The sequence below is a fragment of the Bacillus sp. 179-C3.3 HS genome (assembly GCF_047229225.1).
Lineage (GTDB): Bacteria > Bacillota > Bacilli > Bacillales > Bacillaceae > Bacillus.
Genome location: NZ_JBFEFT010000002.1, coordinates 150,575 through 177,041 on the forward strand (window position 1 = coordinate 150,575; position 26,467 = coordinate 177,041).

Below are 26,467 nucleotides of genomic sequence, written 5' to 3' on the forward strand. Positions count from 1 at the left end.
TTGTGCCGTTGTTTTTTTATGTTGCAGGAAACATAATATGAAACGCTGTGCCTTTCTCAGGCTGACTATCGACGCTGATCGATCCTTGATGATTTTCTAAAATATTAAAAGTCACCATGAGACCAAGTCCGGTTCCTTTTTCTTTTGTGGTTAAAAAAGGCTCCCCTATTCGCTTCATTACGGCCTCAGGAATTCCCATTCCTTCGTCTTTGATCGTGACAAGAATCCCATCTTTCTCGGCTTTTGCGGTGATATCAACCTTTCCACCATTTGGCATCGATTCGACGGCGTTTTTGATTAAGTTGATGAATACTTGTTTCAGCTGATTTTGATCCCCTTTAATCAGAAGATCCTCCTCAATCTCATTCGTGTTCATCAAAATCCCATTTAGGTTGGCCTGCGTTTCTAATAGAGCCGTGACTTCACTGATGATCTTTTTCAAATCAAGCATTTGCATGGATGCTGTTTGTTGTGGTTTTGCGAGCATCAGTAGTTCACTCAAAATAATCTCAATCCGGCTGAGCTCTGAGAAGACAATGTCAAAATATTGATCACGGTCTTTTGTTTTCGGTTTAATCAGCTGGAGGAAGCCTTTGATGGCTGTTAATGGGTTCCTAATTTCATGTGCAATACCAGCTGCCAACTGACCTGCAATGGAAAGTTTTTCAGATCGTAGCATCAGTTCTTCTGTCTGCTTTCGTTCTGAAATATCTCGTAAAATAATCTGAACGGCTGTTTCTCCAAAAAAGGTGGTGGGAATACAGACCATCTCTGTATAAATGAGCCGGTGTTTGAAGGTGTGACAGCTCATGGTCACAATTTCAGAATCTGATGTTCTTTCAATAATACGCTGTAAGCTTTTTTTCACTTTTTGCTGATCACAGGAGTGGATCTGATGAAAAATATCCTTCCCTATTAATTTATCGTAATGTTCGGCTTCAAATAGTTTAATGCCTGATTCATTCATAAATACCCATTTTTGATCATGAATGACGGCAATCGTATCGATTGAGTTTTGAATGAGTAGCTGATACCGCTCTCTGCTTTTTTGAAGGACGGTTTGGAATTTTTTACGGGATGAGATATCAACAAGCAGCAGCAGCTCTGCACGCTGACTCTGATAAATGGTAGGAGATGATTTGACTTCAATATGGATGGCACTTCCATCCTCTCGCTTCCATATTTGCTCAATCATCCCGACTGGAAGGCCTTGCTGCAACCTTGAAATTCGGCTTCTGACAATGTCATGATAATCCTCTACGATAAAATCATATACAGACTTCCCGATCATTTCACCTCTTGTGCATACGCCCATTAAATTCAGCATCGCATCATTTGCATACACAATTTTTCCTAACGTTGTGATGCAAAGCGGATTTGGGAGCATCGCAATTAATTTTTCAGCTTCACTCACATGTTGGAAAGCCGGTAGACTGTGTATGGACTGTGCAGGCGGTTCTGCTTTTGTATGAGAAGCTGTTGTTTGCGGATCAGAATCCAGCACACGCATTTTCAGGATGATTTCTCTCCCTAATGCGTGATCTGATTCATCACAAGCCACAAAATCAATGCTTGCTTCTATCCAAACAGCTGTAAGGTCGCTTCTCATCAGTCTAAAATGACAAATCTCAAGCATGTGCTGATTATAGAAATAACTTTCGAGGAGAAATTGATCTTCAGTATGAACAAAGTCTTTTAAATAGCAACCTAGTAAATCCTTTTGTTCATAAAGTAAAAGCTGTTTACAGTTGGAAGAAATGTAGAGAAAGCGGCCATTAGAAGAAAGAACGGCATGTAAATCAATATTCGAGTACAACTGATTCGAATCTTTCATTTTTTGTTCCATCGTCGTCCGACCCTCCTTTTCATTTTTTAGAGTTGTCTTTAGATTGATGTATAAAAGGTTTCGCTAGAAAAACCGTATTTTCCTCCCAATTTGTTGTGAAACGTCCATATTTTCAACAAAAAAGGAGCACGTTCTCTTGCTGTGCTCCTTTCTCATTATTGCTTTTCGTATTTTTTTTGTAATTCAACATATTTATCCACAATTTTACTTGGGATGGTTTTAATAATTGGGTCTCTATCAGAGACATAAGGTGTCACGACACTAAAAGCCACTTTTGGATTAGAAGAAGGATAGTATCCTCCAAACGTTAAATTATACGTGGCATTCCCCCACCAATTACGATTTGCACCGTAGTAAAAGGTTTGGGCCGTACCTGTTTTACCTGCCACATCATGCTGTCCGAATCGACCAGCGGCCGTTCCGCCAGCAGATGTCACCATTTTCAGCCCCATTTTCACTCGGTCAATATCTGCTTTTGTGTTGTTCACCGTATTAAGCACCTTCGGCTCATATTTTTTCACTACAGGACCGATCTCTTCTTTATTCGTTGGAGCATGAATGCTTTTCACGACTCTTGGCTGAACACGATTGCCTCCATTGGCTATGGTTGACATATATTGTGCGATTTGAAGTGGTGTATACGTGTCGTACTGACCGATCGCTTCATCAAGCAAAAGTCCTCCGACGGTTTTAGGATGCGGTAGCATTCCGCCTGATTCTTGCGGAAGATCGATCCCTGTTTTCACACCAAGTCCGAATTGTGCAAAGTAATTTCTTATTCTTTGTAAATCATCAGATCTTGCTGGTAGCGGGCCATTCCTTTGATAAGTAATGCCTGCTATTCTCATTGCCACTTGGTACATATAAACGTTAGAACTTTTTTTGAGCGCTTGAAGATCATTCACCCATCCAAGGTTAGTGTAAGACCCTTTCGGCTTGCCATTCCCTGCAAAGTAGAGCGGTGTATCCGTATAACCTTGGTTGTGTGACATACCGTGCTGATAGCCAGCGAGCACGGTCGCTCCTTTCACAACAGACCCCATCTCGTATTGCGTTGTAAAGTTCCCGATGGCGTAATCTGTGACATCTCTCCCGTCCATTTTTTTACCTGACATGGCGAGTATGTCACCTGTGTTAGGATCCATCATCACGACAAAAGCGCGGTCCATCATGTAGTTTCGTGCACTAGCAGACCTAAGCTCTGATTCAACGATCTTATCGACTTCTTTTTGCAGCTCCATATCAAACGTCAACGAAAGATCAAGACCTCTACGGCCTTCAGTCCGTTCAATTTCATCTAATAGCTTTCCGCCAACTTGGGTGTATTTAACAGTCGCTTTTTCTGGATTCAAGAAATCTTCGTATTGATATTCTAAATAGCTCTTCCCTACTCGGTCATTTCGTGAGTAGCCTCTTGCCATATAGTAATCTTCACGTTCTTTTATAATTCCTTGCTCAGGTGTTGTTACACCGCCAAGGACATTGTACAGTGTTTTTTCATATGGATATTTTCTTGTCCAATCATTGATAACATTGACACCAGGAAGCTCATCCAGATGCTCTGACACGAGTGAGATCTCTTCGTATGTTAAACTCACTGATGATGTTTGCTTTGATTCTTTTGTCTCATCAAGTAAAGCAACTTTTTCGTCCCCTTTTTTCTGTTCATTCGGGTCCATTGCTTTGACAATTTGAGGTTCAAAGGCATATCCGCCTGTGAATCTGCGATAAATAGCGGCAACCGCTTTTTCGTTCTCATCGTTTTCAATGGCTTTGATTTCTTCTTCTGGTACACGCTCAACTTGCAGCGGGTACACATCTTTTGCATTGACTTTCTTTTGTTCTGCTTTTGTTAGCAGCTTTTTTGCCTCTTTTGGATGACTAGCAAGCCAAAAATCGCGAATATCTCGCTCTCTTAAAAACTCGGTATCCATTTTTATATAAGTCGCAAGCTTCCTTGCTACCTTTATCTTATCCTTCGCTTCCACACCGCTTTCTGATGTATAAACGATGGCAGGTACGCTTTCATTGTCAACGACAACTCTTCCTCTTGCGTCATACATTTTTCCTCTAGGTGACGGGTATGATGCTGTTTTGACTTCAGTACGATTGGCTTCTTTTTTATAATCCTCACCATTGACGATTTGCAGTACACCTAGCTTCAGCACGAGTCCAGCAAATAAACAAAATACAGCGAAGAAAAAGAGATTGATTCTCCAGGCGTTCCGGCGCTTGATTTTTTTCTGCTCGGTCGCACCTTGATGCTGTTTCTCTCCCACTTATGTTACTCCTCTCATCCTTTCAATCTTTTACAATTACCATTCTTTATTGTAACACTTTTGTAATAGTTGTTACAGCGAAACGGGCAAAAAAAAGCTGTCAATGACTTTTCAGCAAAAAATTATACTAAGACATTAAAATTTTGGTATATTTATGTCGTCTTCTTTAAATGTAAGAATCACCCATTCGTTGATTTGAAAAGCTTTTATTCTTTGACTTTAACAAAAATGACAAATGTTCTTTGTCAATGGAGGATGCTGGTACGTTTTTAACAAAAAGTCCATGGTATGATTTTTTGTGAGGAAACAAAACAAAGATTTTAGGAGGAGTTACAATATGAAGAAGAAATCATTCTTTTTTTCAGCGCTAACAGCTGCTACATTGCTTACTTTTACTGGAGGGCAGTCAGTTGATGCGAAAGAGCTTAACCTGAAACAACTTATACAAGTAAAGCATCAAGCAATTGATCTTCATACATTAGCTGCTAAATTACAGATCTCATCTGATGTCAATAAACTTAGCCAGTCACAACAAAAAGAAATCGAGGCTCTTTTGAATAAGCTCATCAAAAGCGGTCAGCCTGTCACAGGTACAAAGGTAGTAAAAGAAGTAAATAAAGCAAAAAATGAACAAAAACAAGAATCAGTGAAAAAACCAACTGCTTCTAAACCAAGTACACCACCAAAACAAAACACAAACAACCAAAGCACACCAAAAACGGAACAAAACACAAACAATCAAAGCACGCCAAAAGCTGAACAAAAAGAAACAACTGCACCAAAAGCAGACAGCAGCTTAAATGCATTTGAACAAGAAGTGGTTGAGTTAACAAACAAAGAACGTGCAAAACAAGGGTTAAAAGCGCTCTCTATTGATACGAAATTAAGCAAATCAGCTCGCGCAAAATCTCAAGATATGAAAGATAAAAACTATTTCTCTCATACAAGCCCAACTTATGGTTCACCATTTGATCAAATGAAAGCTTTTGGCATCACTTACAAAACAGCAGGTGAAAACATTGCCCAAGGACAACGTACACCTCAAGAAGTGGTTACTGCTTGGATGAACAGTGAAGGCCATAGAGCAAACATTCTAAACAAAAACTATACACACATTGGTGTTGGTTATGTGAAAGATGGTCATTACTGGACACAGCAATTCATCGGAAAATAATAGAACGAAAAAGCTTGTCCCCTTTTGGGACAAGCTTTTTTTAATCCCATAATGTATAAATGCTCTGTGTGCCGCTGTTTTCTTCGCCATCTTCAGCAAGCTTCTCATAAAGGGACTTCGCAAGTGATAGCCCTGGCATCTCTTCACCCATTAGCTTCGCTTCTTCAAGCGCAATCCCCATATCTTTTATAAAATGCTTCACATAAAAACCTGGCTCAAAATCGCCTTTCAGCATTCTTGGCGCAAGGTTTGACAAGGACCAGCTCCCTGCAGCACCTGTTGTAATGCTTTTTAGCACAGTTTCAGGATCAAGTCCTGATTTTTTCGCATAGACCATCGCCTCTGCCACACCGATCATGCCTGCAGCGATGGCAATTTGATTACACATTTTTGTATGCTGACCGCTCCCTGCAGCTCCTTGGTATTGAATATTCTCGCCCATTTGTTGAAATAGTGGAAGGCAATCTTCAAAGGCTTCCTTTTCTCCGCCAATCATGATAGCAAGCGTACCATTTCTCGCACCAACATCACCGCCCGATACAGGTGCATCTAATGCAAATAGGCCTCTTTCTTTCGCTTTCGTTTCAATTTTTTTGGCAAGCTGCGGCTTTGACGTTGTCATATCAATCAAATAGGTACCAGGTGATGCATGTTTCACCAGCCCTTCTTCGCCTAAATAAATCTCTTCAACATCTGATGGATAACCAACCATTGTGATCACAGCATCCGCCGCTTCTGCGATGTCTTTCACTGTAGATTTCCACATCGCACCTTTTTGAATGAGTGCATCCGCCTTTTCTTTCGTTCTTGTATAAATAAGCACCTCATATCCAGCATCCAAGAGATGTCCTGCCATACTACGTCCCATTACGCCAATTCCAATAAAACCAACTGTTTTAATTTGTGCCATCCCATGTTCCTCCTCAAAGAGACTTGGTCAATCCCCCATCAATTACAAGCGTTTGACCTGTCATATATGTATTGGCCTCAGATAAAAGAAAAGCCGCGTATGTCGCAAATTCTTCTGGCTGTCCGTATCGTCCAAGCGGGATTTCACGTTCCGCTTGCGCTTTGATGTCCTCCACCGATTGATTCTCTGCTTTTGCACGCTGACTGTCCAAATGCTTCACACGATCTGTTTCAATTTTTCCAGGAGCAAGCGTGTTGATGTAGATTCCATCCTTTGCAAGCTCTTGGGCAACCGTTTTCGTCCATCCAACAATCGCTGGTCGAAATGTATTCGACAGCATCAATCCTGGTATCGGTTCTTTGACCGAGGCAGAAGCTATATTTAACACTCTTCCGCCACGTTTTTTTAAATAAGGTAACGCTTCCTTTAATAAACGAATGTAGCTGAGTAAATGAAGTTCAAATGATTCCATCCAATCTGAATCGGTTAAGGTCGTGAGTGTTCCTGTTTTCGGTCCACCTGTATTGTTCACAAGAATATCAAGACGCTTATCTTCGCCGGCAGCTGTTTGAACGAGTTGCTTGATCTGGCTCGCATCAGAGACATCACATACTTGATAGGTGAGCTGACCAGTTACGTGCGGTGCCCATTCTTTGACCGTTTCTTCTAACGTTTGGGCATGTCTTCCTGATATCGTCACATCTGCTCCCTCTTTTGCTAGGGCGATGGCAATCGCTTTTCCGATTCCTTGACTACTTGCGGCAACCAGTGCTTTTTTTCCAGTTAGATTGACATTCAAGACCATCCCTCCTTGATTTTTATTTTATCATATCAAAAAAACCTTGCACGCACGGCAAGGTTCTTTCACATTCTATTCTAGCTTAAACCGGTCAATTGCTTGACGTAATGCCTGGCTTGATTCATTCAGCATGTCGGTTGACGTTTTTGTTCTTTCTAATGCTTGTAATTGTTCGTCTGTCGAAGCATGTACTTCCTCAGCTGAGGCAGCGGATTCTTCTGAGATCGCCGCAATACTTTGAATGGAATCATTCATTTTTTGCTGATCTTCTGTCATTTCATGGATCTGTGTATGAATGTCATCAATAGAACCAACAAGCACTTGCATTTCCATTGTAATGCTACTCAGTGCTTCAGCTGTTGCGTTGATGGCTTCACCTTGTTCCTCATTCATTTTACTTGCTGTTGTCATTGCTTCTGCGGCTTTTTTCGATTCATCTTGAATGAGTTTTACAGTTTCACTAATATGTTTGGTTGATTCAGCAGATTGTTCTGCAAGCTTTCTTACTTCTTCTGCGACGACAGCAAATCCTCTTCCGCTTTCACCTGCTCTAGCTGCTTCAATACTTGCATTCAGTGCAAGTAAGTTTGTTTGATCAGAGATGGCAGAGATGGCTGTCACGACATTCTCAATATTATTCGCTTTATCTTCAAGATCAAGCAGCATTTGCTCTACCTTCTTCGATTCTTCATTTGATTGTGCTGATTTTTGAACTAATAAACCGAGTGCGTCTAGTCCTTTGTAGCTTGCATCCTCAGATGACTTTGAATGGGTTTGTATTTGTGAGGCAAGTTCACCCATTTGACGCACCTTTTCGTACAAATGCTCGGAATTCTCATTAATCGTTTCAGCCTCTGATGCCTGTTTGGATGCACCTGTTGCCACTTCTTGAATGGCAGTGGCAATCTGCTCACTAGACAACAAGGTTTCATTTGAAATATGCGTGACATCGTCTGTTGATTTCACAACCTGTTCTGATGCGCCTTTTACTTTTTCAATTAACTCCCGAATTCCTTCTGTCATTTGATGAATGTTTTTCGTTAATAACCCGATTTCATCTTGTGATTTGGTTTCATATGTGCTGCTTAAATCTCCCTCAGACACTTTGCGAACATGTTCTATTAATCGTTTAATTGGCGTTGTAATGCTTCTTGCTAATAAATAGCTCAGAATGATCGCAAGTACAACAGCAATGATAGAAATCAAGATATTGGTTTGATTCATTTGTCCCGTAATCCAAAGCAGTTTTTCTTTCTCAAAACTGACACCTACCGTCCAATTGGTTTCTTTGATTTTAGAAACGACGGTTAATTGCTTGTCATCATCAATGCCAGAATCGTCGATTGCTTTTTTGATAGATGCTACTTTTGATATATTTTTCCCTTGTTCTGTTGGGTGTGCCAAAATAACCCCTGTGCTGTCAACTAAGAAAGCACTACCCTTGTGAGGTATTTTTTGTTCTTTTATATATGATTGAATGGAGGACAACTTCAAATCCAGTCCAGCGACTCCCACCACTTTTCCATTACGAACAATCGCCTTAGTAGCTGAGACGATCGTCTGATTTGTCGCTTCATCGATATATGGTTCTGTCCATAGAACCTCATCTGGATTTTCAGCTGATTGAATATACCAATCACGTTTTGTTGGATCAAACCCCTCGCCAACAACGGACTTTGGGAATGTAAATAAATTACCCTTACTTGTTCCAATATAAGCTAGCGCTATGAGTTCATCCTGCTCCTGCAGGCCCTTTAGCTCATCATTTCCATAAACAATTGATTGTTTTGTTTGTTTTTGTGCAAAATCTTCAATAAATGTACTTGTTGCCAGATTGTTAATGGCGTCACTGTATCCTTCTAGCTTTAATGCAATGATGTCTTTCATGTTTTCGGCCGTTGCGATTGTAGCATTTTTTGCATCACGTTCAATGAGTGGTCTTAACACTATGTTTGAACCGACTTGTACCGCAACGACGGTTACAATTAAAATAACTGAAATAAACACAGCTATTTTTATTTGAAGCTTCTTAAACATCTCATCACTCCTACATCCTACTTTCGTACCTTATGATGTATATCGGCAAAATTGGTACTGCATTCAATAGTTATGAGAAAATTCAAATAGAAAAACAAGCCAAAAAGACTTGTTTTAAGTGAAATATTCAATTTTAGCAGTAGGAAAGTACTGTTCTATATATGATTCTAATGTCTGTCGCAGTTCAAGCTCTTCATCTTTTTGGTAGATATATTTTCCAATTCCATATCTCCCCCACTTGTACCTTCTCTTTTCTTCATCTAATTCTAATTTTGTTTTTGGGTAATTTTTTTGGATGACGCGTTTTGCTGGTTTCGTGAACCGATGCTGAATCATTTCAAAGGTGATATCCTGTCTCACATCTTCTGGAAGGGCTGCATCAAGTTTTTCAAAAAGAACTTTATATCCTTCTTGCCAGCCATCATGAATATAAATCGGGGCAATAATAAACCCAAGTGGATAGCCTGCTTTTGCTACCTTTACAGCCGCTTCAATTCGTTTATCTAATGGCGATGTACCGGGTTCAAAATATTTAATAACATAATCTGCATTGATACTAAAACGAAATCTCGTTCGTCCGTTATGTTTTGCATCTAGCAAGTGATCGACATGATGAAATTTTGTCACGAAACGTAGTTTCCCCATATCAGATTGACCAAAATACTCTATAGCTTTTTTTAATGTATGTGTCAAATGGTCGATCCCGACAATATCAGAGGTACATGAGGCTTCAAACCTCGTTACTTCTGGAGCGCGTTCGTTCATATACTGTTCTGCTTGATCTAAAATTTCTTCTACATTGACGTACGTGCGAATGTAAGGTTTACTCCCCATTGTCGTTTGCAAGTAGCAATAATGACAATGCCCCATGCATCCAGTGGCAAATGGGATGGCATACTCCGCGGATGGTTTCGATGAATCAAACTTTAGCGTTTTTCTAACGCCAATGACGAGCGTTGATTTTGCATTACGATATTTTTGCAAATCATTTTTGCCAGGGATATTTCTGACTTGGTTGTGTGAAGTCGTTTCTCTTATTTCAATTCCCATGCCTTCGAACTTTTCTTTCAGCTCTTGTCCTAATGGGTACTCTAATGCCCTAGGTTCAATATAGACAAGCTGTGGGACAAAAGGCTTGATCATGTTAACACATCCTTACCTTAAAGGTTTACATACGGTTACTTTAACCTCTAAGTGAAGTGCTTATCCTTTGTAATATCTCCCTTATTCGAATAGATCTTGATAGAGCGCTTGTGCTTCTTCGTACGTTGGAAAGATCGCATCATCTGGCGCTAGCGTATGATACGTTTCAAGTAAAAATAAAGCAAGCTCTTGTTCATTGTACGGATGCGTGACAATCTCCGCTTCTTTAATTTGAGCCACATTCGCTGCATGTGGATTTCGATAAATGACATACACTTGATCACCTGGTTTATATTCTGAGAAAGGCAATCTGGTCACCTCCATTTTTTATTAGAATGCCCTTCTCTACATTCTCTATGATCCAATATGATAAATTTCGACAAAAAAACCAGACAGGTTCACCTGTCTGGTTTAAATTCACTTAGTTTTTCTGGAATGTATTTTTGACGAAGTCAACAACTTCCTCAGTCGTGCTAAGTGATAAAATATGCTCTTTAAATGAAGCAGCTTCTTCTTTAGATAGCTTACTCAATTGAGTTCTTGCTGGAAGAATAGACGTTGCACTCATAGAGAATTCATCTAATCCTAAACCAAGTAGTAGAGGAATTGCGATTTCATCTCCTGCCATCTCACCGCACATACCAACCCACTTGCCTTCTTTATGCGCTGCTTCAATCACAAGTGTGATGAGGCGCAAAATAGCTGGATTGTATGGCTGATACAGATAAGACACACGCTCGTTCATTCGATCAGCTGCCATTGTGTATTGGATCAAGTCATTTGTTCCGATACTGAAGAAATCTACTTCTTTTGCAAATTGGTCTGCAATGACTGCAGTTGATGGAATTTCAACCATCATTCCGATTTCAATTGAATCAGATACAGCTGTACCATTTGCAATTAAAGCTTCTTTTTCCTCAAGTAAAATGGCTTTTGCTTCTCTAAATTCAGATAACGTCGCGATCATAGGGAACATGATTTTCAAGTTTCCATATGTACTTGCACGAAGTAAGGCGCGTAGTTGTGTTCTGAAAATGTCTTGTTCTTCTAGGCATAGGCGGATTGCTCTATAGCCAAGGAACGGGTTCATTTCTTTTGGAAGCTGCAAGTAAGGAAGTTCTTTATCCCCACCAATATCAAGTGTGCGGACAACAACTGCTTTTCCTTCCATCTTCTCTAATACTGTTTTATAAGCATCGAACTGCTCTTCTTCTGTAGGGAGCTGATCTCTACCCATATATAAGAATTCTGTACGATACAATCCAACTGCCTCGCCGCCATTTTCAAGTACACCTTTTACATCTTCAGGTGTCCCAATATTCGCAGCTAGCTCTACATGAACGCCGTCTTTTGTCACCGTTGGTTGGTCCACAAGTTTCGCCCATTCAGCTTTTTGAGCTAAGTAGTCTTCATGCTTTTTTTGATACGCTTTCACTTGATCATCAGTAGGCTGAATGATGACATCTCCGCTAATTCCATCAACAATGATCACATCGTCATTTTGAACCGTTTTTGTCGCTTCTTTCGTACCAACAACGGCTGGAATTTCCATGGATCTTGCCATAATGGCAGAGTGAGATGTACGTCCACCGATATCTGTCGCAAACCCTTTGACGTATTGACGGTTTAGCTGTGCAGTATCAGAAGGTGTCAAATCTTCTGCAATGATGATGACTTCTTCAGAAATCATGCTTGGATTTGGAATGTCAACACCTAGTAAATGACCAGTGACACGTTTTGTAACGTCGCGGATATCCGCTGCACGCTCTTTCATGTATTCATTGTCCATTGCTTCAAACATTTCGACAAACATTGTCGCTGTTTCTTTTAAAGCATATTCAGCATTTACTTGATCGGATGTGATCTTATCCTTAATTGGGTTTAATAGCTCAGGATCGCTTAGAACTAGGAGGTGTGCAGAAAAGATCTCTGCTTTGTCTTCGCCAAGCTCTTTTAGCGCATGCGCTTTAATCGCTTCAAGTTCTTGCTTTGAAACATGAATTGCTTCTTCAAAACGCTTTACTTCTGTCTCTGGATCGTTGATGTCTTTTTTGTGAACAGTCAAATCTGGTTCTTCTAGACGATACGCTTTTGCAATCGCAACGCCTGATGAAGCCCCGATTCCTTTCAATTCTTGCATTACTCGCCTAGGCCTTCACTTTTCATTGTGTCTTTAAGCGCAGCAAGTGCATCATTTTCATCAGAACCAGAAGCAGAGATCGTGATTGTAGCACCTTTCGCGATTCCTAGAGACATTACACCCATAATAGATTTAAGGTTTACTGTTTTACCATTATATTCTAAGTTGATATCAGCATCATATTTACTAGCAGTTTGTACAAGTACAGTTGCAGGACGTGCGTGAATACCAGAATCTGCAGTTACTTTGAATGTTTGTTGAGCCATTTTTATCAATCTCCTTTTTATACAATTAATACATCCACAATATTATATCATACTGCCGCGCTTGTCATCTAACAAGAACGGCAGTTATGAAAATTATTTTGAAATTTTCATGAAGTTTTCTTGTCCAGCTTTGATTTCACCAGTTTCTTGAAGGTCAATAAACTGTCCTTCACTTAGGTTTGTAAATACAATTGGAGTCATCAAAGATGGTACTTCTGACTTAATTTTGTCAATATCCACTTCTAAGAGTTTTTGACCAATTTCTACTTGGTCTCCCTCTTTTACAAACGCTTCAAATCCTTCACCTTTCAGGCTGACTGTATCAATTCCAAAATGAATTAAGATTTCAAGACCACCATCAGATTGAAGTCCAATCGCATGTTTCGTTGGGAACACGTTTAACACTTTTCCTTGGACCGGTGATAATACAGTTCCATCTTTCGGTAAGATCGCAAACCCGTCACCCATCATTTTCCCTGAGAAGACTTGGTCTGGCACATCTGTAATTGGATGCAGGTCACCTGTTATTGGTGAAGCAAAGATTTCTTCACCTTGCTCATTTTGAAGCGGCTTTGCAATGACCTCTTCCACCTGCTGACTCACTTCTTCTTTTGCAGAAGGATCTTTCGCTGGGCGAGGCGTGCGGCCTGCGATAATGTCTTGCATTTGTGTTTTTAAATTATCAGAACGAGGGCCAAAGATGGCTTGGATGTTGTTCCCCACTTCAAGTACGCCAGAAGCACCAAGCTGTTTCAAACGGTCTTTGTCCACTTTCTTCTGATCATTTACTGTCACACGTAAACGCGTAATACATGCATCAAGGTGTTTTATGTTCTCTTGATCACCCATTGCTTCAAGAATGTCATAAGGCAAGTCATCGCCTTTTTCAGATCCTGAGGCACTTGCACCATTTGCTGCTTCATCCTCACGACCTGGTGTTTTCAGATTAAATTTGCGGATAGCGAATCTAAATCCGAAGTAATAAATGACAGCAAGTACAAGACCTACTGGAATGACAAGCCACCAAGCGGTTCTGTTTGGCAAGATTCCAAATAGGAAGAAGTCGATTAACCCTCCTGAGAAGGTCATTCCGATTTTCACATTTAGAATATCCATCATCATAAAAGATAATCCAGCGAATACACAGTGTATCGCAAATAATACTGGTGCTACGAATAAGAATGAAAATTCAAGCGGTTCTGTAATCCCTGTTAAGAAAGATGTAAGTGCCGCTGATCCCATAATCCCAGCCACAAGTTTTTTATTCTTTGGTTTTGCTTCATGATAAATGGCAAGTGCTGCTGCTGGAAGACCGAACATCATAAATGGATATTTACCCGTCATAAATGTTCCTGCTGTCAGCTCTGCACCGTCTTTAATTTGTTCCATGAAAATACGTTGGTCACCACGTACTAACTCTCCTGATAAGCTCTTATAGCTAAAGAACTCATACCAGAATGGCGAGTAGAAAATATGGTGCAATCCAAACGGTATAAGCGAGCGCTCAATAATACCGAATACAAAGGCAGCAAGCGACACGTTCGCTGCAAGTAAACCTGTTGAAAATGCATTCAGTGCACCTTGGATTGGCGGCCAGATGACAAGCATCAAAAGTCCTAAAATAAGTGCAGAAATGGAAGTGACGATTGGTACAAAACGCTTCCCTGCAAAGAAACCAAGATATTGCGGAAGCTCAATTTTATAAAATTTATTATACATATAAGCTGCTAATACCCCGACTATAATCCCGCCGAATACACCTGTAGATAAGGTCGGAATACCCAGCATACTAATATACTCCGGATGACCTTCTTTAAAGAATTTAGCCAATTCGATAGAATCTGATGGAATTGAGCCATTTGCGACTAAAACGGCACTCATGGTCACGTTCATGACTAGATAACCGATAATAGCGGCAATCCCTGCTACACCGTCACCATTTGCAAGACCAATGGCGACCCCTACAGCAAATAAGAGTGGTAAATTCGAGAAAACAATATCCCCTGCATTCTCCATTACACTTGCAATAAGTTGAATTGTATCGTTGTTTAAAAATTGAGCCACATTTAGCATTTGCTTATTCTGCATCGCATTTCCAAGTGCTAGTAAAATACCAGCAGCAGGGAGAATCGCAACAGGTAGCATAAGTGCTCGTCCAATTTTTTGCAACACACCGAAAAGTGATTTAAACACTGGTTGAACCTCCTCTGTTTTCGCTTACAACATGCATTTCATTAACCCCTGACTTTCATTTCATAATTAACCGTTTACATTTTACTTTCAAACACAAAAAAGGCATGGTGATATAAGGTTGCACAAATAACAGGATCTTATCCTGTATTTACCTTCATTCACTCATGCCTGATCGAATCAGTAACACGTTTAAGGTTACTATGAAATTTTATTAGTCAATCTGTACAGGTGGAGGGTCAAGTAAACCGCTTCCGCTTCATGTACAGGCTTCTTCAATGCATGTTGCAAAATTTTAATCATTTTCCAAGCTGTATTGTAGCATAAAGGATATTCGTTTTTCAATAGGTGAAGTAACTTTTCTGGTTCCTCCAAAGATTCTTCCCGTTTAATCCGCTCAATGGAAAACGTAATATGGCGTAATAAACGTAAATAATGAATACTCTCTCTATCTACCTTCATGTGGAACGCATCTTCTATGACTTGGACCATTTGCGTGATGAGTTGTGAATGCCGATTGACTTCGGATAAAGGTCGATTCGTTAAAGCTGAATGAATGTGAAGAGCGATAAAACCAATCTCTCCTTCTGGCAGCTTTGTTTCGACATCAGGCCGTTTATTGATCATTTCAACGACTTCTTTGGCGACCTCGTATTCTTTTGGATATAACGATTTGGTTTCAAGCATAAATGGGTTGGTAATATCGTACCCTTGCTGAACGCGCTTAAAACTAAAAGCAATATGATCCGTTAGTGCGATGTGAATATGTTCATTTAGCCGATGTCCCATTTTTTCTCGTATATGATAAATGACATCATTGGCAATTTCAATGATGTTTTCATCTATGTGATGAAGCAGCTGCTTATATTCTGTTTGTTCTTTTGAATTTTTCAACACGAACATTTTTTCAAATGCTGCTTGATCAAGAACATCACCCGATTTTTTCCCAAAGCCGATTCCCTTTCCGATCAGGACCACTTCGTCGTAAGAAGGGTGTCTTGCAATGATGACATTATTATTTAATGCTTTGTTAACGGTGAAGGATTCCATGAACATCCCCACCTCCTTCTTATTCAATCCCTCTTATCGTACAAAACAGATGAATCATGCGTCAACGATTGTTTTTCAAAACCGTTGTTGTTCGTTGAATTAGCTGGAAGGGTAGAACTCTTTTTTCAGGTGGTTTCCCTTTCATTGCACAGTCAAACAAGTCAAACGCTTCTTCTCCCATTTGTTTCATCGGGATATCAATCGTCGAGATGCCTAGCATTTCACTTAGCTGTTCATTTTGCACACTGAGAATGGCTGGAAATTCCCCCACCTTGATTTTGTGGCGCTGTGCTTCTAATAAAAAACCAGCTGACACTTCATCCGTTGTTATCAATAGTGCTGTCGGTTGATGCGTCATGGTTTGCCATTGTAAAAACAATTGCTGTCCGTCTAGCAGCGTCAATTTTCCTTCAATGATCCATTCTTCCGCGATTTCCTGCCTAAGTAAGCGCATTTTGTCTTGATATGCCTGAATTCGGAATTTGCTATTTGTCCCTTCTGTTCTCGACAGAACGATCGCTATCTTTTGATGCCCGCACGCTACTAAGTGGTCAAGCCCTTCTTCAAAGGCTTCATCATGTGCAATTGACACAGCGGAACATTCATCATGAACAGTTGGGTGGCAAAAGATAATCGGCCCATATTCTTGCCACTTGACAATATCTTGATCACTCAACGCGTTTGAGCAAAAGATTAATCCATCCACTCGGCGCTCTTTTAAACTCATTAACGCGTCCTTTTCCTTCAAAGGATCATATCCAGTTTGAAACAAAGTGAGATGCATGCCACTGGCTTGTGCTTTGTTCGCAATACCTGTGACAAGTTCACTAAAATAGGAATGATTGATTGTTGGCAGTACGATTCCGACCATATTTGAATAACCCTTTGCTAAATGAACGGCATGAATGTTCCTCGTATATTTGAGCTCTTTCATTGCTTTTAGCACGAGTTGACGTTTTTCGTCTTTCACATAAGGATGATGATTCATCACACGTGAGACCGTTGTGACAGAAACACCTGCTCTTTTCGCAATCTCTCTTATGTTCGCCATTTTTTCTCCTACTTTCTCTTGATATGGTACGCGTTTCATACTTTAAGATGGATGTGAGCCGAACAAATCACTGGTTAGAAAGGGGCATTCAGAATGGGTATTATCATATGGATCATATTGTGTATGGCTGTTTTGTTTTCTGCTCGTTTTGCTTTACACCCTTCAGGTAAAGAACATAAAGTGAGACCGTTTCAATCCATTGAAGATTTTTTCATTGATAAAGACCGGTCAGAGCATAAGTGAGAAAAAATCACGATGACGCTTCGTTCATCGTGATTTTTCATTATGGGATAATGGTTAGCTCCTTTGGATAATTCGTTAAGGTCACTGGACCTTCCGTCGTGATGAGTACATCATCTTCAATTCTGACTCCGCCGACACCTGGTACATAAATACCCGGTTCAATCGTAAACACCATTCCTTCTTGTAAGACGTCATCATTGGCTTGACTCATCGAAGGAAATTCATGCACAGAGATACCTAACCCATGTCCGAGGCGGTGAGGAAAATATTCCCCATATCCTGCATCTGTAATCAGGCCACGTGCTTTCAAATCTAAATCTCCAATTTTTACGCCCGGTTGACTCATCTCAAGTGCTGCTGTCTCTGCTTTTAAAACGGTGTGATAGATGTCTTTTTGCTGCTCCGTTGCTTCTTGGAAAATAAATGTTCTTGTGATATCTGAACAATAACCATCTACAATCACCCCAAGATCAAACAGAACAAAATCTCCTTTTTTCAAGACAGCTTGTCCTGGATTACCGTGGGGCTCACCCGATTTTTCTCCAAAAAGAACCATCGTTGAAAAGGACATGCCTTGGATTCCTTTTTTCTTCAGTTCATATTCAATCACAGCGAGTACTTCTGTTTCTGTCACACCTTCTTTCAGTGCATTCACTCCAATTTGTACACCCTCATCTGCTAATTGAGCCGCTTTTTTCAACGTTGCGATTTCGTTTTCGTCCTTTATAAGACGTAGCTGATTTAATTCCTCTTCTGCTCGGATGAACATTTCTGCTTTTGTGACTGCCTGGAGTTGTTCTGCTCTTTGGAGAGATATCGATTCTTTTTCGATCGCCAGACGAGTCGCCACAATCCCTCTTACTTTGATCGCTTCCTGAATGAAGTCAAATGGGTTTTCATGATCTTCATATCCGATGATCTCACCATGCCATCCAGCGTTTTTCGCTTGCTCGACTTCCATTTTAGGCAAAATAAAAAATGGTTCCGCTTCTTGGAAAACAAACAGCCCCATCACGCGTTCATGCGGTTCTGTGTAATACCCCGATAAGTAAAATACATTTTCCTTTGTATGTATAAACGCACCTTGAATGTCTTTTTTCTTTAACCAAGAAGACAAATTGTTCATTCGATTCATTTGTCATCCTCCTCATTTGAAGTTCTACGAAACATTTTATCAGTTTTCACTGTATTTCGCACAAAAGCGCACTGACGAGAAAGTCAGTGCGCTTAACCATTGTTTAGGATGCACGAAGAAGACGCAATCCATTTAAAATAACAAGGATCGTACTACCCTCGTGTCCAATGACACCAAACGGTAAATCTAAGACTTGTAAGAAATTCGCACAGATTAACAAACAAATCACAGTCAAAGAAAAAATGATATTTTGCTTAATGATTCTGTTCATTTTTCTTGAAAGGCGAATCATCTTCGTTAAGTTGTTTAAATTGTTCTTCATTAAAATGAGATCAGCTGTTTCTAATGCAACATCAGTGCCTCCACCCATCGCAACGCCAACGTCTGCTGTAGCAAGTGCAGGTGCATCATTGATTCCATCTCCTACCATGATGATGGAATCACCTTGTTTTTTCAGTCGATTGACTTCATGAACCTTTTGATCTGGCAGACATTCAGCGACAACCGTTTGAATCCCTGCTTCTTTCGCAATGACTTCTGCCGTTTTTTGTTGATCTCCTGTCAGCATAACCGTTTGAATTCCTAATTCATTCAATTCTCGGATCATGTTTTTGGCTTCAGGTCTGATTTGATCTTTCAACCCGAGGCAGCCAACGACTTGTTCGTTTTTTTGGACATACACAACTGTGTAGCCTTGTGCAGAAAGATCTTCGCCATCCGTTTCGATCTCAGGGTGAATGGATGCTTCGCGCGTAAAATCTTTTTTCCCAATACGCCACATATCTCCGTTCAATTGCGCTTTCACACCGAATCCAGAAGTTTCCTCAATTGTCACATCAACCGTTTGTGCCACTTGATGATCTTTGGCCATCTCTGATATGGCTTTGGCTAACGGATGGTTTGATTGACGTTCAATTTGGTACAGTGCCTGATAAAACGAGGCTTCGTCTTGACCTTTTGCAATGGAAACCTTTTCTACAGCTGGTTTTCCACTCGTAATTGTACCCGTTTTATCAAAAGCAATCATTGTGCTTGTGCCTAGCTTTTCTAAAAAGACACTTCCCTTCACTAGCATTCCGTTTCTCGCACCGTTAGAAATAAGCGACAGTGCTGCAGGCATAATAGATGCTACTAATGCACACGGGGAAGCAACGACCATAAACACCATGGCGCGGTAAAAGGTTTCACTCATGCTCCAACCGAGTGCAAAATGGGGCACAACCATTAAAATGGCCACAGTGATTAAAACACCTTTTACATATGCTCCTTCAAACCTTTCAATGAAAGCTTGGCTCGGCGATACACTTTCTTGTGCAGATTTCACAAGCTTAATGATTTTATGAAACAATGTTTCTTCATTATGTTTTGTTACCTCTACTGTCAGTGAACCATTTAAGTTCACAGTTCCAGCAAATACTTCATCACCTTGCGACTTCTCTTGTGGTACAGACTCACCTGTTAACGCTGATTCGTCTACACTTGTTCTTCCGCTAAGAATCACACCATCTGCTGCAATGCGTTCACCAGCTTTGACCATGATGCGATCACCTGGTGTTAATGATGCAACAGCGATTTGAACGGTTGTTCCATCCTCTTTCAGTAAAGTGGCTTCATCTGGTGCAATGGACATGAGAGCTGTTAAATCTTTTTTACTTTTATTTGACGTGTACGTTTCTAACGCACCACTTAATGAAAAAATAAAAATTAAGATGGCTCCCTCCGCCCAGTACCCAATGATAGCTGATCCTATTGCAGCGAAAATCATCAACAATTCGACGTTCAACGTCTTAGAAGCAATTGTTTCTTCAATTCCTTCCTTCGCTTTTGCAAAACCACCAATGACAAATGCAAGAATAAACAGTGGAATACTCCACATGCTGTGATCGTTTAAAAACCACCCAATTAAAATGAGAATTCCCGATATACCTGCTGCAATCAATTCTCCGTTTTGTCTCCATTGATGTAAAAATCTATTTTGTTCCTTTTGGTTTGTCGTCTGATAAACGGCCGCATTCTCATTCATGTTTATATTCTCCTCTCTAATTGATAATGATTTTCACATTATCAACCGTTAACAAGTACAATTTCTGTCTGTTATTTCAGTGTTTTCTTAGTTTTAATAGGTCTGAAACTTATTATAACAGCTTCTCGTTAATTTTCAATTAATAATTATTATAATTTCTATTTGATAATTATTATCATCAATGTTTTGTACGATTCAAGTCTCACATTTTATTCAAAAAAAAGAAATTGAACACAAAAAGGAACCAAAAGATACGCCTTTTGGTTCTAGGTTCAAGCATTTTCACAATGGCTTTTTATTTGTCCATTCTTTCATTTGTTTTTTTGTAAGAGGTCCAACATGGGTTTTCTCAACTTCTCCTTTTTCATTAATCAAAAAGGTGGTTGGAATGGTGATAATTTGATATTTCTTCATCATTTCCCCGTTTATATCTAGGACGATGGGAAAAGTAAACTTTCTGTCTTTTACAAATTGAGTGACAGCCCTTCTTCCCTGTTCAGCACTTAGTAAATTGACTGTGAGGATGTCTACATCACTCTTATTTTCTTTGACCATTTGTTCAAAGACTGGCAGCTCCATTTTGCATGAAGGACACCATGTTGTCCAAAAATGAAGGATCGTACGTTTTCCTTTCGGCGGGACAATGAGCGTTTCACCATGTAATGTTGTTGCCTCTATTGATGGTGCCATGACAGGTGGTTTCGCTTCTATTTCTGTGTTGAATACAAATGAAAAAAGGAACATGAATAGAACGCTAGCGAGAAGATATGTACGATTCATCACGATCTTCCTTTCCCGTTTTTTTTATAGCATTCCCGCTTGTTTCCATATCATTCACGCTTTTTTCATTTGCAAAAACATCGAAACCCCAAGCTCCTTACAAATGGTCGCATAGTGTAAAGCGGTCAAGAGTAGCATCCCTGTATTCATGCCTAAGATGACCCCCATCATATTGAGGCTTTCAATCGAACCGAGAAAATAGACCATCGAAAAGGTGACAATGTGCACCCATATATTATGAAGAAACACATCTTTTATGAGACCCATCCCAATTAAACATGCTTGAAATGGCATCACAAACAGGTGACATAAAAAATATGGCCAAAGTAATTGTAAATAAACCGCTGCCTGCTCAGAGTCAAAAAAGAGATGTGTGAGTGGAGATGCGAAATAATACATCACCATCACTGCGGGTACCCCGTAACCAAATGTAATCAGAATAGCCTGCCTCACCCGTTTTTTCACAAGATCATATTGCCCTAGCGCATATGCTTCAGACACATTTGGAATCATCACGATCATGATTGAATGGGCAATAAACGCGGGAAAGAAACCGATGGACATCGCCACGCCCGCAAGCATTCCGTAATGATCAACAGCCAGAGTACCTGATATACCCGCTGCGATTAGCGCTCCTTTGATTAAAAAAGGCTCAATTGCATTGGCGATGGCATGGAAAATACGCATCCCCGTTGTCGGAATAGAGACCGCCAACAATCGTTTTCTTACATCACTGCCTCTCAGTTCAACCGACCTGACATTGACCGCATTTTTCGCCATAACATATTGTGAATATAAATAGATAAAAACGACAAGATCACTTGCCACGATCACCCCGATGGCAATCAATACAGCTGTTTCAATATCAAAGGAATACCAATGGAAAAATAAAAACAAGCAGATGAGCTGGATTGTTTTTTTAAGCATATTGGCTAAAGCAATTCTACCCATTTGTTGTTTCCCCATAAAATAACCACGTGCAATCGAGGTGAACGCGATAATCGGGATGAGAGAAAGCACAAGCCCCTTCATCAGTGGATGATACGATTCAAAAACAGGAATATAAGGCAGTACAAATGCTGCAATGGCGGTAGTTGTAACTGTTACCACCAGTGTCATTTTAAACGCATGACGTAGCATGCTTTTGTGAAGTCGTTCGTGCGACTCTGCAATGAATTTAGATATGGAGACTGGCAACTCTAAACTGGCAATCACTAGTACAAGCATAATGATGGGAAGGATACTCATATACAGACCCATTCCGTGTTCCCCGAGCTCTCTTGCTAAAATCATATTGACTAAAAACTCTATACACTCCGCAATAAAAGCGGCAACAGATAGCAGTATGACCCCTTTTACAAATCGATTCATGTAGTCTCCCCTTGTCTAAAAGAAAATTCTTTTCACATTCTATGAGACAAGTCCTGAAAATATTTTGATTATTAAACACAAAAAAGCAACGACTGATATGTCGTTGCTTTTTCGTTAAACTGCAAAAACATGACGGCCAATTTGTTCTACAACGGTACGGGAACGAATCCATTGATCTGTCGCAGTCTTTGGGTTGTAAAAATAAATGGCTTTAGTTGTTCGGTCTTGGCCTTTCACCACCTGCTTCACTGCCTTGATCGATTCTCGATCCGCCTTATCATGGATACTCCCATTAGAAACCGGTTGGAAGGCATTTTGCTGATAAATAACCCCCTTGACGCTATCAGGGAAAGAACGATGCTCCACTCGATTTAAAACCACACTCGCCACCGCTTTTTTACCTGCGAAGGATTCTCCTTTCGCTTCCGCATGCACCAATCGAGATAGCAAGTCCACTTCATCACGAGAATAACGCGCTTGCTTTTTCTCGTTCTTTGTTTCAGCTTTTTCTTTTTTCTGTTGTGACTGATTTGACGATTTTGATTCAGACATATTTTTCCTTCTCACTTCTCGCTGCTGTCCCATATCTAAAAGTAGCGGGGTCACCATTTGATCTTCGTCTTGATCTATATTTGAAAGCTGATGCTTCATAGATGAAGCTGCCATTTCCTGATTAGATGCATTTTGTTTGTGTTGGATGTGTTGGATATTGTCCATTTTCATCGCTGATACGAGCATAAGGATGACAAATAGAGCTGTATGAATTTTCATCATTCGCCTCATTCCTCCTTTAATAAAAGTAGGCTGCAAGATACTTGTCCACTCTAACAAGAGCCTCTTTTATTTTCACGCACAAAGATTTGCATGCCTGTCCAAATTCCGTCACTAAATGGCATCTTCTAGTTCACTTGTGTACAAAATGGAAATGTTAACGCTTGAAAGAGTGATTTTTCAGCCTATCATCATCCATATGCACCGAATGTTGGGTTATTACATTTTCTTTTCATATGTATCAGGCTGTTTTGAAGTATGTCAAAACAGCCAAAATAAAAAAGCTTTCTCTCATAAATGAGAAAAAGCTTTAGCTTCTTGCTTCTTTAAGATATTCAAAAATAACATCTCCACCATGTTTAGCTGTCCCGCGAAAGTGTTTAAAATCATCTTGCTTGACTAAAAAAGACCGAAAATATAAAAAATCATCTTTTTGAATGGTGACTTGCTTTTCTGTTCCATTCCTTAATGATTCAATGATTGTGTGAATTTGTTCCTCTGTCAAAAAAACCTCTCCCTTTCTGCGATGATCAATTATTAAATATACCATTCGTTTTAAACGCGTACAACGAAAACGAAACAAAAACGTCTTTACCCTTTACAACGGTATGAAAATATTGCAAAATACTTTTTAATAGGGAAAGAAATCTGTTTTTAAAGGAGAGGGATCGGTTGAAGATTGCAAAAATTGGAAACGTGATTGAATTTAGAAATGGTTTAACAGGTGTAGTTGAAAAAGTAAACGAAAACTCAGTGATTGTGGATGTCACCATTATGGACAACTATAGAGATTTAGAACTAGACTCACTGACAGTCGTTAATCATAAAAATTATAAAATCATCAAAGACTCCGTACAATAATTTTGCAATCCTCAAGCCAGACGCTCGTTACATAGAATCAATCAGCAAGGCTGTTTCAACTAGCAGCTTCGCTCTCTTAGACATCACATACAAAAAAGACTGACCTCATATATGGAGATCAGTCTTTTTGCGTATGAAAGGTTTGCATTTCCGCTTTGGTTTTGTACATCTCTACTTCTTCAGGTGTGATGACCCCTTTATCGATCAAAAGCGCAATCAATCCAAGTAATGTAGAAGCACTCCATTTATAGCGTTCTTTATTTTGATGTTCCAGCATGTGAAGCTCTTCTTTCAGCTCCATTACCAGTTGCTCCGCTTTCTCTTTTTCGTTTTCCAACACATACGCCTCCGTTTCCCGACAACTGTCCTTATTCTATCTCAAAACAAACGTGATGAGCAAAAAAAGCCTGAACACACTTTACAAACATATGTTCTATCTTGTATAATGTAATTATGAGCTGGTAGCCCCCAGCCGTCCTAGCAAGTTCTATTCCTACTTGTATGAGAAGAGCGAAATGACTCTTCTCTTTTTTTGTGGTTTATGTTGGATTGATTCTTTGTGAAATTTGAATATAGATATGCTTCTCAATTTCAACTATAAATTCACCATAAAAACGAACTAAAAACACCCTTTAAATGAAAGGGTGTTTAATTTTATTTAGTCTTAATACTTTTTAAAAAAGCACTTCTGTTTTCAGTAGCATCAGTCAGTAATCTTGCATTTTCATTGAGCCTTTGTACGAGTGCTTCCTTAGCTTGCCCATCAAATGAAGAGAGTAATGCAACATACACTTCAGCTATCGCCTGTTGTGCTGAAGAAAAATCTGATGCGATTTTTGTATCTTCTTTTAGGTTGTGACAATGAGTCTTTAAACTTGATCCTACAATTTTTTTCAATTTCTCATTTTGCATCATTTTATTATAAAATTCTAGTGTATCCAACTTATCCTCCTTACACCCTTAACCAATTTGCTAATTCATTATCCTTATTTTTTAAATCCTCAGCCATTTTAACTATAAACTCACTAATATCCTCTAAATCTCTAATCAAATAATGTAGAGAAGCCTCAGTTTCATAGTGTTCTTCTAAGTCATAAAATGCTGCTTTTTCATTTTCAACAGTGGGTGCATGGTACAATACAGCTTGATCAAGATCACTAGGACCAAGTTCCTCGAACTCTCCCAATCTCTTTCCGTAAATAGATTTTACGTCATAAACCATTTTGCTGTGATCATGAGGGAATCGTTCAATTGCTTGTTTTTTTGTTTTTAAGTCTTCGATAGCTGCCTGTAATCGTTTGGCTAATTCTTTTGCATACTTGGCATCCACTTTAATGGTTTGCCCATTCATACCTGAATAAGATGAGAACGATTCGACATTCTGGTTATAAACACCTTTGCTGCCATCAACACTCTTAATATTACCATTCTTATCGAATTGAAAATTCGCATCACTTAAACTATGAGTATCCGGATTTTTTGCAAATGCTTGTCCATAAAAAGAAGTAATCAAATTTCCTAAAACCCCAGGAACACCAAGCGGTGACATAAACCGCTCTATACGCTCTCTTCGTGATTGACTTGGATCTTTCGTATAAATTGTCGTTCCGTTGTGCCGGTCATATTCTAATAACCAACCGGCCCCAACCATGTCATCCGGATTGATGATGGACTTTTGATACAAATCAAATTCGCCGTTTCTGATTTTCTTCTGTGTTTTTTCATCATGCAACTTAACAATGGAAGGATTGTTAAAGGCTACACTGTAAACGTTATTGTTTACACCAGCATATTCAGCATCTGCTCCACCAAGTGAATGTCCAGTCGTTGAAATCACTGTATTAGTATTTGCGTATTTTTTTACTTCATTAGCCACAAGCTTATCCCCTTGATCGAATTGGGAAGTTTTGGTGACAATTTTATACTTTCCGCTCTTCAGTAACATAGCTTGCTCCATGCTACCATTATATTTGCTAATGGCTTTAGAATGGATTTGCGCTTCTTTTTTCATTATGTATTTGACTTTCTTTTTCGGGTCTTTACCCATGACAACATTACCACCATCAGCATCAATGATGTCAGCTTTTATTTGCTCTTGATTAGTCCCTTGAAATCCAACAACAACATTTTCAGGGTTTTTAGGTTTTATCCATTTACCGTCTTTCTTCTTACCTTGTACGAATACGTAAGCATCTAAGCCTGTGTCTGGGTCTTTTTTGATTTTATCTACATAAAAAGCCTTTTTTGAATCAGTTATAAGTGGCGTCTTATTCTCATAGGCTTTTTGTATTTTCTTTTCATCATATGTATTTTGACTAAGAGAAAAATAGTCTTCATCGGTTAAATTAGGTATGTCGGTCTTTGTATTCATGTACAATGCCCTTTCTCTCATGTAAAA

24 protein-coding genes are annotated in these 26,467 nt (G+C 39.6%); 3 read left to right on the plus strand and 21 right to left on the minus strand.

All coding sequences use genetic code 11. From position 1 onward, the window contains the following. Positions 1-16: 16 nt before the first annotated feature. Positions 17-1,846, minus strand: a complete 1,830-nt coding sequence (locus tag AB1K80_RS02475) for a PAS domain-containing protein (protein ID WP_412855035.1) — start codon at positions 1,844-1,846, stop codon at positions 17-19. A 155-nt stretch (positions 1,847-2,001) separates the two neighbouring features. Beyond that, positions 2,002-4,125, minus strand: coding sequence for a peptidoglycan D,D-transpeptidase FtsI family protein (locus tag AB1K80_RS02480; protein ID WP_412855036.1), 2,124 nt, complete (start codon positions 4,123-4,125; stop codon positions 2,002-2,004). A 337-nt stretch (positions 4,126-4,462) separates the two neighbouring features. Here AB1K80_RS02480 and AB1K80_RS02485 point away from each other — a divergent pair, with 337 nt between their 5' ends. Beyond that, positions 4,463-5,299, plus strand: a complete 837-nt coding sequence (locus AB1K80_RS02485) for a CAP domain-containing protein (RefSeq protein WP_412855037.1) — start codon at positions 4,463-4,465, stop codon at positions 5,297-5,299. 40 nt (positions 5,300-5,339) lie between these two features. Here AB1K80_RS02485 and AB1K80_RS02490 read toward each other — a convergent pair whose 3' ends face one another. From AB1K80_RS02490 to AB1K80_RS02535, 10 genes are all read right to left on the minus strand, one after another. Beyond that, positions 5,340-6,209, minus strand: coding sequence for an NAD(P)-dependent oxidoreductase (locus AB1K80_RS02490; protein ID WP_412855038.1), 870 nt, complete (start codon positions 6,207-6,209; stop codon positions 5,340-5,342). A 13-nt stretch (positions 6,210-6,222) separates the two neighbouring features. Next, complete coding sequence (locus AB1K80_RS02495) at positions 6,223-7,008, minus strand: SDR family oxidoreductase (RefSeq protein ID WP_412855039.1); 786 nt, start codon at positions 7,006-7,008, stop codon at positions 6,223-6,225. A gap of 72 nt (positions 7,009-7,080) precedes the next feature. Beyond that, positions 7,081-9,045 carry a methyl-accepting chemotaxis protein gene (locus tag AB1K80_RS02500; protein ID WP_412855040.1) on the minus strand — a complete coding sequence of 655 codons (1,965 nt, stop codon included), beginning with the start codon at positions 9,043-9,045 and terminating at the stop codon, positions 7,081-7,083. A 114-nt stretch (positions 9,046-9,159) separates the two neighbouring features. Then, on the minus strand, positions 9,160-10,188 hold the full coding sequence (splB, locus tag AB1K80_RS02505; protein ID WP_412855041.1) for a spore photoproduct lyase: 1,029 nt from the start codon (positions 10,186-10,188) through the stop codon (positions 9,160-9,162). 81 nt (positions 10,189-10,269) lie between these two features. Next, entirely contained in the window at positions 10,270-10,497 is a 228-nt protein-coding gene (locus AB1K80_RS02510) for a transcriptional regulator SplA domain-containing protein (protein WP_412855042.1), read from the minus strand. A gap of 112 nt (positions 10,498-10,609) precedes the next feature. Continuing rightward, a complete protein-coding gene (gene ptsP / locus AB1K80_RS02515; protein ID WP_412855043.1) occupies positions 10,610-12,328 on the minus strand; it encodes a phosphoenolpyruvate--protein phosphotransferase in 1,719 nt (572 codons plus the stop codon). Further along, on the minus strand, positions 12,328-12,594 hold the full coding sequence (locus AB1K80_RS02520; RefSeq protein ID WP_003211078.1) for a phosphocarrier protein HPr: 267 nt from the start codon (positions 12,592-12,594) through the stop codon (positions 12,328-12,330). Before AB1K80_RS02520 ends, ptsP begins: the two co-directional genes overlap by 1 nt. A 93-nt stretch (positions 12,595-12,687) precedes the next feature. Next, entirely contained in the window at positions 12,688-14,787 is a 2,100-nt protein-coding gene (ptsG, locus tag AB1K80_RS02525) for a glucose-specific PTS transporter subunit IIBC (RefSeq protein ID WP_412855044.1), read from the minus strand. 198 nt (positions 14,788-14,985) lie between these two features. Next, a complete protein-coding gene (gene glcT / locus AB1K80_RS02530) occupies positions 14,986-15,840 on the minus strand; it encodes a glucose PTS transporter transcription antiterminator GlcT (RefSeq protein ID WP_412855045.1) in 855 nt (284 codons plus the stop codon). 55 nt (positions 15,841-15,895) lie between these two features. Beyond that, a complete protein-coding gene (locus tag AB1K80_RS02535; protein WP_412855046.1) occupies positions 15,896-16,885 on the minus strand; it encodes a LacI family DNA-binding transcriptional regulator in 990 nt (329 codons plus the stop codon). A gap of 93 nt (positions 16,886-16,978) precedes the next feature. Between AB1K80_RS02535 and AB1K80_RS02540 the strand changes: the two genes are divergently transcribed. Beyond that, on the plus strand, positions 16,979-17,128 hold the full coding sequence (locus tag AB1K80_RS02540; protein ID WP_412855047.1) for a hypothetical protein: 150 nt from the start codon (positions 16,979-16,981) through the stop codon (positions 17,126-17,128). 40 nt (positions 17,129-17,168) lie between these two features. Here AB1K80_RS02540 and AB1K80_RS02545 read toward each other — a convergent pair whose 3' ends face one another. The 6 genes from AB1K80_RS02545 to AB1K80_RS02570 all read right to left on the minus strand — a co-directional run bounded on the left by AB1K80_RS02545 (position 17,169) and on the right by AB1K80_RS02570 (position 23,713). After that, positions 17,169-18,263 (minus strand): M24 family metallopeptidase, encoded by a 1,095-nt coding sequence (locus AB1K80_RS02545; protein WP_412855048.1) that lies wholly within the window; start codon positions 18,261-18,263, stop codon positions 17,169-17,171. Positions 18,264-18,366: 103 nt separating this feature from the next. Beyond that, a complete protein-coding gene (locus tag AB1K80_RS02550; RefSeq protein WP_412855049.1) occupies positions 18,367-20,286 on the minus strand; it encodes a heavy metal translocating P-type ATPase in 1,920 nt (639 codons plus the stop codon). Positions 20,287-20,568: 282 nt separating this feature from the next. Continuing rightward, on the minus strand, positions 20,569-21,066 hold the full coding sequence (gene stoA, locus AB1K80_RS02555) for an endospore biogenesis thiol-disulfide oxidoreductase StoA (protein ID WP_412855050.1): 498 nt from the start codon (positions 21,064-21,066) through the stop codon (positions 20,569-20,571). 54 nt (positions 21,067-21,120) lie between these two features. Continuing rightward, positions 21,121-22,437, minus strand: a complete 1,317-nt coding sequence (locus AB1K80_RS02560; RefSeq protein WP_412855051.1) for a polysaccharide biosynthesis protein — start codon at positions 22,435-22,437, stop codon at positions 21,121-21,123. Positions 22,438-22,551: 114 nt separating this feature from the next. Further along, positions 22,552-23,211 (minus strand): cell wall hydrolase, encoded by a 660-nt coding sequence (locus tag AB1K80_RS02565; RefSeq protein WP_412855052.1) that lies wholly within the window; start codon positions 23,209-23,211, stop codon positions 22,552-22,554. Positions 23,212-23,518: 307 nt separating this feature from the next. Continuing rightward, positions 23,519-23,713 (minus strand): hypothetical protein, encoded by a 195-nt coding sequence (locus AB1K80_RS02570; protein ID WP_412855053.1) that lies wholly within the window; start codon positions 23,711-23,713, stop codon positions 23,519-23,521. A 167-nt stretch (positions 23,714-23,880) separates the two neighbouring features. Here AB1K80_RS02570 and AB1K80_RS02575 point away from each other — a divergent pair, with 167 nt between their 5' ends. Then, a complete protein-coding gene (locus AB1K80_RS02575; RefSeq protein ID WP_106030764.1) occupies positions 23,881-24,069 on the plus strand; it encodes a YkvS family protein in 189 nt (62 codons plus the stop codon). Between the two features lie 118 nt (positions 24,070-24,187). On the opposite strand, the gene AB1K80_RS02580 is transcribed toward AB1K80_RS02575, so the two are convergent. The 3 genes from AB1K80_RS02580 to AB1K80_RS02590 form a co-directional block, all read right to left on the minus strand. Beyond that, positions 24,188-24,370: a hypothetical protein gene (locus tag AB1K80_RS02580; protein WP_412855151.1), complete on the minus strand. Its 183-nt coding sequence runs from the start codon at positions 24,368-24,370 to the stop codon at positions 24,188-24,190. A 353-nt stretch (positions 24,371-24,723) separates the two neighbouring features. Then, complete coding sequence (locus AB1K80_RS02585) at positions 24,724-25,011, minus strand: hypothetical protein (RefSeq protein ID WP_412855054.1); 288 nt, start codon at positions 25,009-25,011, stop codon at positions 24,724-24,726. A 10-nt stretch (positions 25,012-25,021) separates the two neighbouring features. Then, entirely contained in the window at positions 25,022-26,440 is a 1,419-nt protein-coding gene (locus AB1K80_RS02590; RefSeq protein ID WP_412855055.1) for a lipase, read from the minus strand. Positions 26,441-26,467: the final 27 nt, after the last annotated feature.

Bases quoted from the DNA above. Each gene is read 5' to 3' on its own strand.
- AB1K80_RS02475 (WP_412855035.1), bottom strand. From the start codon at position 1,846: ATGGAACAAAAAATGAAAGATTCGAATCAGTTGTACTCGAATATTGAT.
- AB1K80_RS02590 (WP_412855055.1), bottom strand. From the start codon at position 26,440: ATGAATACAAAGACCGACATACCTAATTTAACCGATGAAGACTATTTT.
- AB1K80_RS02500 (WP_412855040.1), bottom strand. From the start codon at position 9,045: ATGTTTAAGAAGCTTCAAATAAAAATAGCTGTGTTTATTTCAGTTATT.
- AB1K80_RS02535 (WP_412855046.1), bottom strand. From the start codon at position 16,885: ATGGCGAACATAAGAGAGATTGCGAAAAGAGCAGGTGTTTCTGTCACA.
- AB1K80_RS02550 (WP_412855049.1), bottom strand. From the start codon at position 20,286: ATGAATGAGAATGCGGCCGTTTATCAGACGACAAACCAAAAGGAACAA.
- splB (WP_412855041.1), bottom strand. From the start codon at position 10,188: ATGATCAAGCCTTTTGTCCCACAGCTTGTCTATATTGAACCTAGGGCA.
- stoA (WP_412855050.1), bottom strand. From the start codon at position 21,066: ATGAATCGTACATATCTTCTCGCTAGCGTTCTATTCATGTTCCTTTTT.
- AB1K80_RS02520 (WP_003211078.1), bottom strand. From the start codon at position 12,594: ATGGCTCAACAAACATTCAAAGTAACTGCAGATTCTGGTATTCACGCA.
- ptsP (WP_412855043.1), bottom strand. From the start codon at position 12,328: ATGCAAGAATTGAAAGGAATCGGGGCTTCATCAGGCGTTGCGATTGCA.
- AB1K80_RS02565 (WP_412855052.1), bottom strand. From the start codon at position 23,211: ATGATGAAAATTCATACAGCTCTATTTGTCATCCTTATGCTCGTATCA.
- glcT (WP_412855045.1), bottom strand. From the start codon at position 15,840: ATGTTCATGGAATCCTTCACCGTTAACAAAGCATTAAATAATAATGTC.
- AB1K80_RS02545 (WP_412855048.1), bottom strand. From the start codon at position 18,263: ATGAATCGAATGAACAATTTGTCTTCTTGGTTAAAGAAAAAAGACATT.
- AB1K80_RS02485 (WP_412855037.1), top strand. From the start codon at position 4,463: ATGAAGAAGAAATCATTCTTTTTTTCAGCGCTAACAGCTGCTACATTG.
- AB1K80_RS02540 (WP_412855047.1), top strand. From the start codon at position 16,979: ATGGGTATTATCATATGGATCATATTGTGTATGGCTGTTTTGTTTTCT.
- AB1K80_RS02490 (WP_412855038.1), bottom strand. From the start codon at position 6,209: ATGGCACAAATTAAAACAGTTGGTTTTATTGGAATTGGCGTAATGGGA.
- AB1K80_RS02580 (WP_412855151.1), bottom strand. From the start codon at position 24,370: ATGGAGCTGAAAGAAGAGCTTCACATGCTGGAACATCAAAATAAAGAA.
- AB1K80_RS02560 (WP_412855051.1), bottom strand. From the start codon at position 22,437: ATGAATCGATTTGTAAAAGGGGTCATACTGCTATCTGTTGCCGCTTTT.